This is a genomic window from Acinetobacter sp. TYF_19, from assembly GCF_043105125.1.
Classification (GTDB): Bacteria; Pseudomonadota; Gammaproteobacteria; order Pseudomonadales; family Moraxellaceae; genus Acinetobacter; species Acinetobacter johnsonii.
Genome location: NZ_JBICLH010000072.1, coordinates 78,861 through 84,914 on the forward strand (window position 1 = coordinate 78,861; position 6,054 = coordinate 84,914).

Annotated in this window: 5 protein-coding genes; 2 read left to right on the forward strand and 3 right to left on the reverse strand. The window is 39.4% G+C overall.

Features of this window, described 5'->3' with window-relative positions; translation table 11 throughout:
• Nucleotides 1-323: 323 nt before the first annotated feature.
• Nucleotides 324-680, forward strand: a complete 357-nt coding sequence (locus ACF8FD_RS10775; protein ID WP_392453372.1) for a RidA family protein — start codon at nucleotides 324-326, stop codon at nucleotides 678-680.
• Nucleotides 681-740: 60 nt separating this feature from the next.
• On the opposite strand, the gene ACF8FD_RS10780 is transcribed toward ACF8FD_RS10775, so the two are convergent.
• Nucleotides 741-1,283: a DUF2726 domain-containing protein gene (locus ACF8FD_RS10780; RefSeq protein WP_010325668.1), complete on the reverse strand. Its 543-nt coding sequence runs from the start codon at nucleotides 1,281-1,283 to the stop codon at nucleotides 741-743.
• Between the two features lie 382 nt (nucleotides 1,284-1,665).
• Nucleotides 1,666-4,071, reverse strand: coding sequence for a YgiQ family radical SAM protein (locus ACF8FD_RS10785; RefSeq protein WP_279679290.1), 2,406 nt, complete (start codon nucleotides 4,069-4,071; stop codon nucleotides 1,666-1,668).
• Between ACF8FD_RS10785 and ACF8FD_RS10790 the strand changes: the two genes are divergently transcribed.
• Nucleotides 4,070-4,297 carry a hypothetical protein gene (locus tag ACF8FD_RS10790; RefSeq protein WP_227518530.1) on the forward strand — a complete coding sequence of 76 codons (228 nt, stop codon included), beginning with the start codon at nucleotides 4,070-4,072 and terminating at the stop codon, nucleotides 4,295-4,297. The two genes, ACF8FD_RS10785 and ACF8FD_RS10790, sit on opposite strands and share 2 nt — an antisense overlap.
• Nucleotides 4,298-4,569: 272 nt before the next feature.
• Here ACF8FD_RS10790 and ACF8FD_RS10795 read toward each other — a convergent pair whose 3' ends face one another.
• Nucleotides 4,570-5,862, reverse strand: coding sequence for a glutamate carboxypeptidase (locus ACF8FD_RS10795; protein WP_078425962.1), 1,293 nt, complete (start codon nucleotides 5,860-5,862; stop codon nucleotides 4,570-4,572).
• Nucleotides 5,863-6,054: the final 192 nt, after the last annotated feature.

Consider the following 6,054-nt stretch of genomic DNA (forward strand, 5'->3'; position numbering starts at 1 on the left):
ATATGGTATTCCCCCATCTATATTACACAGCAGTGCTCTAGCATCAGAATAATCCAATATTTTTAAATATACTGTTATAAAGTCCGCATAAGATTGACCTATTAATCGCGTTGCTTCATCTTTTGTAATTCCCACGTCGAAATATTGAATCCATCCTCTGTTCACATGCGCTTATAACAATAGATAGGATCCTTCACGCTGTAAAATTCTGCACCTGATTGAAAGCCAACATCGTAGCCATCTGTCATACATGAGTTTGTGGTAGGCTATTGAACTACTTTTTATGTTCTATTTTTATACTCATCACACAGGATGCATACATCATGACGGTTCAACGTTTGCATGTCTCAAATCGTTTTTCTGAAGTTGCGATTGCTGGCAACCTCGTTCATTTGGCAGGTCAACTGGCGTCTGACTTTGATCTCGATATTAAAGGTCAAACCCAACAAACATTCGACATGATTGACCAATTTTTAGCTGATGCAGGCACAGATAAAAGCCATATCTTATCGGTAACGATTTATTTGAAGAATATTGAACAAGACTATGCAGCTTTCAATGAAGTATGGGACGCTTGGGTTGCAGATATTGATGCCTTACCCCGTACCTGTGTTGAAACTAAACTTTATGATCCACGAGTATTGGTAGAGTTAACCGTTGTTGCAGTGCAACCTGCATAAAAATACACGCAGCATAAAAACATGAGTTTTCATGTTTTTATGCTGCGCGCTGAGATTGAGTTAGCCGATCAGACGTAATTTTCGAGTTTGTGCAGCATTATAGTAATCATATTTTTTGGCCACACGCGTATCTTTAGTCAAACGCGATGAGGCATAGAGATCGCCATAAAAATCTTCACGTAACTGATGATAGTCAGGCACTTCTTCATAACGAATCACTTTATAGCCAGCCATATCAAGGATCGCATCCTGAAACTGTGCCTTTTGTGGACGTTTCAGTGAAAGCGGATCTTCTAAAGCAACCACTGCCAAAACTTGTTGTGCACTATCCACAATGACAAAATCAGCCACCAGATTGCGGTATTTATTTCGTGTACGCGAAAATTTTGTCGTGAGTAAGGCATCATAAGATACATGTGCCAGCACAGTATGATGCGGTAAAATTTCTTTCAAACGAGTATAAGTCAGTTGCTCATGCATACTAAAAATAGCACGTTGTCTTAATGCACTATCTTGCTGCTTGGTCTTAGGGATCAACGCTTTACTCGCTAAAATCATGACTAGTATCAACAACACGCTACCAATTACCATATAAGTTGTCATATTTGCATCCTTTTGATCTTTATTATAATTTTCGGTATCACAACCATTTTTATTCGATCAGTATAACCTACTGACCATTTATCCAAACCACGCAATAAAAAAACTAAAGCTAAAATCAAACAAACGCTGATAAAACTAAACAATTTTTTGCAATGTCATTCGTTGTAACACGTTTTGTTTTAATCTAAATGAAATTTTGGCTCTTTAGCCTATCTACACTGTAATAGAGTGATCCATTCACGTGCAATATGATTCTTTGGACTGACCCAATTTTCCAGACGTATGGCAGAAAAGCCAATCTTTGAGTTATTTTTCTAACGCAATAAAAAAGATCAATCCTAAAAAAGGATGCCGTAGCATCCTTTTTTATATTCAATTGCGATTAAGCACGTGACTTAGACTTTGGTTTTGACTTTGAATGTCCAAATGGCTTCTTGGCATCACCTGCTTCACGCGGTGGTAAACCTGTATGCTGCGTTAAAATCTGACCGCGCTCAGGACGCTTTTTGGTATTTGATGGACGCGATTGATTTTTCGCTTGTTGGTTACGGCTATCACCATTACGTTTTTGCGAATCGCCATCCACGGTTGAGTTTTTCTTCCGAGCAGACTGATACTGACCTTCTGTCCCTTGCGGTTGATAGGTTGGAATCAAATGCTGTTTCGAGTTGCCAATCAAATCTTGGCGGCCCATCTCCTTTAAAGCTTCACGTAATAATGGCCAGTTGTTTGGATCATGATAACGCAAGAAGGCTTTATGCAGACGACGACGCTTCTCACCTTTCACAATATCAACATCTTCAGTATATCGCGCCACTTTAGCTAATGGGTTTTTACCCGTGTGATACATGGTGGTCGCGGTTGCCATTGGTGATGGATAGAAAGTCTGTACCTGATCGGCACGGAAACCATTTTTCTTCAACCAAATCGCCAAATTCATCATGTCATATTCGGTCGTACCCGGATGCGCTGCGATAAAGTACGGAATTAAATATTGCTCTTTACCTGCTTCCTTACTGAAACGATCAAACATTTGCTTGAAACGATCATAGGTTCCGATGCCCGGTTTCATCATCTTAGACAATGGACCTTTTTCGGTATGTTCAGGCGCAATTTTTAAATAACCACCGACATGATGCTGCACCAATTCTTTAACATATTCAGGGTTTAACACCGCTAAGTCATAACGCAGACCCGAACCAATCAGAATCTTTTTGATGCCTTTAATAGCGCGTGCTTTACGATATAACTGCGTTAAAGGTGCATGATCGGTATGCAAGTTTTGACATACGCCCGGATACACACAGGATGGTTTACGACAGTTCTTTTCAATTTCAGGGTCTTTACAATGCAAACGGTACATATTTGCAGTTGGGCCGCCTAAGTCAGAAATAATGCCGGTAAAACCCGGTGCAGTATCACGAATCTTTTCAACTTCACGTAAAATTGATTCTTCTGAACGGTTTTGAATGATGCGTCCTTCATGTTCTGTAATCGAACAGAAGGTACAACCGCCAAAACAGCCACGCATAATGTTGACCGAAAATTTGATCATGTCAAATGCAGGGAAACGCGCATCAGCATAGACAGGATGCGGTAGACGTGCATAAGGTAAATCAAACACATAGTCCATTTCTTCCGTCGTTAACGGAATCGGTGGAGCATTTAACCAGACATCACGCTCGCCATGCTTTTGTACCAAAGCACGCGCATTTCCCGGATTGGTTTCAAGGTGCAAAATACGGTTGGCATGTGCATATAAAACGGGATCATCTGCCACCGCTTCAAATGCAGGCAAACGAATCACAGCCAGCTCACGCGGCGGTAATTTATGTTTAATTGCCTTTGAAGACGGCTGTAATTGCACAATTTGTGTATCAGGATCAAGTTGATCCCCTTCGCGAACAATTTGATTCGTCACAATTTCTTTTTGGAAATTTTGGTATTGGGTTAAAGAATTACCCTTATCTTTTTCAATTTCACAGCCATCTAAATCTTCAGTCATCACATAAGGATTGATAATCGGATCAACACGGCCAATGGTATCCACATCATTTGATGCAATTTCCACAAACTTGGCTTTAGATGGACGGTTTAACTTATTCACGATAAATGCCGTGCCACGAACATCGGTAATTTCGTGAATTTTTTCGCCTTTGGCTAAGCGATGCATCACTTCAGTAATTGAACGCTCACCATTACCATACATCAAAAGATCGGCTTTTGAGTCCATCAACACTGAACGACGGACTTTGTCTGACCAATAGTCATAATGTGCAATACGACGTAAAGACGCTTCTATTCCACCTAACAATACAGGTACATCTGGAAATGCTTCACGCACACGTTGGCAATACACCGTTGCTGCACGGTCTGGACGTTTATTGGGTAAATTATCTGGCGAGTAGGCATCATCAGAACGGATTTTACGATCAGCCGTATAACGGTTGATCATCGAATCCATATTCCCAGCAGTCACACCCCAAGCGATATTTGGCTTACCCAAAACACGGAATGCTTCAACATTCGTCCAATCAGGTTGTGCAATAATCCCGACACGGAAACCTTGTGCTTCTAACGTACGGCCAATAATGCCCGAACAAAATGATGGATGATCGATATACGCATCACCACAGACCAAAATAAAGTCACAACTATCCCAACCGAGTTGGTCCATTTCCTCGCGCGACATCGGCAAAAATGGCGCAGGTTCAAAACATGACGCCCAATATTTGTCGTAATCAAACAACGCTTTAGGCGCGGTCTGCATAGTATAAGCAGTAGACATGGCTAGCAATTCTCGGCTGGCAGATGAAAGATCTCAAATAAAGATCAAAGATGAAAGCCGATCATTTTACCATGAATTACATTCAGCTTGCTTGGTTAAAAAAGCATCATATACAGCACGTTATCATTTATTTTTTTATGCAAACGTAATTTCGAAGTTTTTATTTAAAAAGAAACAATTCGACAGTGAAGAGACAAAAGCTGCCCCTTCATTCCTTAAAGAATAAAGACCAAAATCCAATCACTTGGGACAGCAAGCAATACATCGAGACCCAACAGATTCCGCTGAATAACGCAGCAAAGAATAAAAAAAGTAACATCAACTATAGCTATACCGATCTCTCAGAATATCCCTCACTTTATATAGTTTTTATTTAAGATCTCATCATTTCCTTATAAGATTCTAATATTTAGATTAATGAAAGATGCTGCTAAAAATAAACACCATCTTTCATGATGTAAAAACTCAAATCAGTTGAGTTCTTTCATACCAACTTTATTATTTTTGAGCGGTCGATAAGTCCATAATCAACTTTGTCGCTAAATATAAACGCGGCACAATACTTTCAACCAGAATATATTCAGCATTATTCGAATGTGCACCATCACCAGATAAGCCCATGCCTTCTAAAATCGCTGCTTTCGAATTTAAGCCAGCAAATGCTGCATCTGTACCACCACCTGTTGCTTCAGTTAAGACCTTCATTGGTAAGTTAAAATCATTTTTGTAAATAAGCTGTGCTTGTTCAGCCAATTTTTTTGCCTGTGGATTTGCCATTAAAGGTGGGCGACGCATTTCAAACTTTAACTTAACTTCACTATCAGCTAACTTTTTACGTTTAATCCTTTCCTGTAATACACGTTCCACTTGCTGAAAATCTTTAACTTGCAAAGCACGAACATCTGCTTGTGCAGTCGCAAGGTCTGGAATCACGTTACGCACTTTACCTGCACTCGCTACAGTCCAGTTTAATTTCAACCCTGTTTTAGGATTGGATAAATCTTGTAACTGTAAGATTTGATGTGATAATTCTGTCAGTGCATTTATGCCTGCTTCAGGCTTAACCCCTGCATGTGCAGATTTCCCGTGAACCTCTAAATATGCTGCACCAATCCCACTGGTGGCTAATCGTAAACTGCCATCTTTACCACCACCCTCAAATGACAAAACCACATCTTGGTCTTGTGCAGTTTCAGTAATCAGTTTGCGTGAACCTGGCGAACTGATCTCCTCATCGGAGTTAAGTAAGACTGTAATCATGCCATAGTCTTGATAATTCAACTTTTTCAAAAGATCAAGCGTATGAATAATCGCAGCAACCCCCTGTTTATCATCTAAAATTCCAAGACCAAAAACTTTATCCCCTTCCATTTTAAAAGGTTGGTCTTTCAACATTCCTGTTAAATACACCGTATCCATATGAGCAATTAGCATAATTTTACTGCTGCCTTTACCCTTTAAAACAGCTTTTACCATTGGACCAGTCTGTTGGGGCGTATCATCCATACGATATATATCTTTAGCTTCTACAATACTGACCTCAGCTCCTGTCATTTTTAATTGTTCAGCGACATATTTGGCTATCTTATTCACGCCGACAAGATCTTTACTCCCCGACTCAATATTGACTAAAGCCTCTAGAGTATTTAAATAATTCTTTTTTTCTGACTCAACCAGATGTTTGACCTGATCATTAGATACAGCATGTACTTGCCCAAAAGCCAAACAGCTCAACAACGCACATGAGATTAAAGGAAGTTTTTTCAGTTGATATTGAATTTTATTAGACATACTCATTATTCCATTTAAAGATATTGCTAACAAACTATGAGCATTTGATCGACTATCCAATTTTTTAAAAATTTTAAAACAAAAATGTTGGGTAGATTAAATGTCATGATCGATAAATAAGTAAATCAGTATGTAGAAACCTGTCCTAAACCTCAATTAGACGATTGATTCGTTCATTTTTTATTATTTCAC

Excerpts from the sequence above, each read along its gene's own strand:
- ACF8FD_RS10795 (WP_078425962.1), bottom strand. The coding sequence starts at position 5,862 with ATGTCTAATAAAATTCAATATCAACTGAAAAAACTTCCTTTAATCTCA.
- ACF8FD_RS10790 (WP_227518530.1), top strand. The coding sequence starts at position 4,070 with ATGGCTAGCAATTCTCGGCTGGCAGATGAAAGATCTCAAATAAAGATC.
- ACF8FD_RS10780 (WP_010325668.1), bottom strand. The coding sequence starts at position 1,283 with ATGACAACTTATATGGTAATTGGTAGCGTGTTGTTGATACTAGTCATG.
- ACF8FD_RS10775 (WP_392453372.1), top strand. The coding sequence starts at position 324 with ATGACGGTTCAACGTTTGCATGTCTCAAATCGTTTTTCTGAAGTTGCG.
- ACF8FD_RS10785 (WP_279679290.1), bottom strand. The coding sequence starts at position 4,071 with ATGTCTACTGCTTATACTATGCAGACCGCGCCTAAAGCGTTGTTTGAT.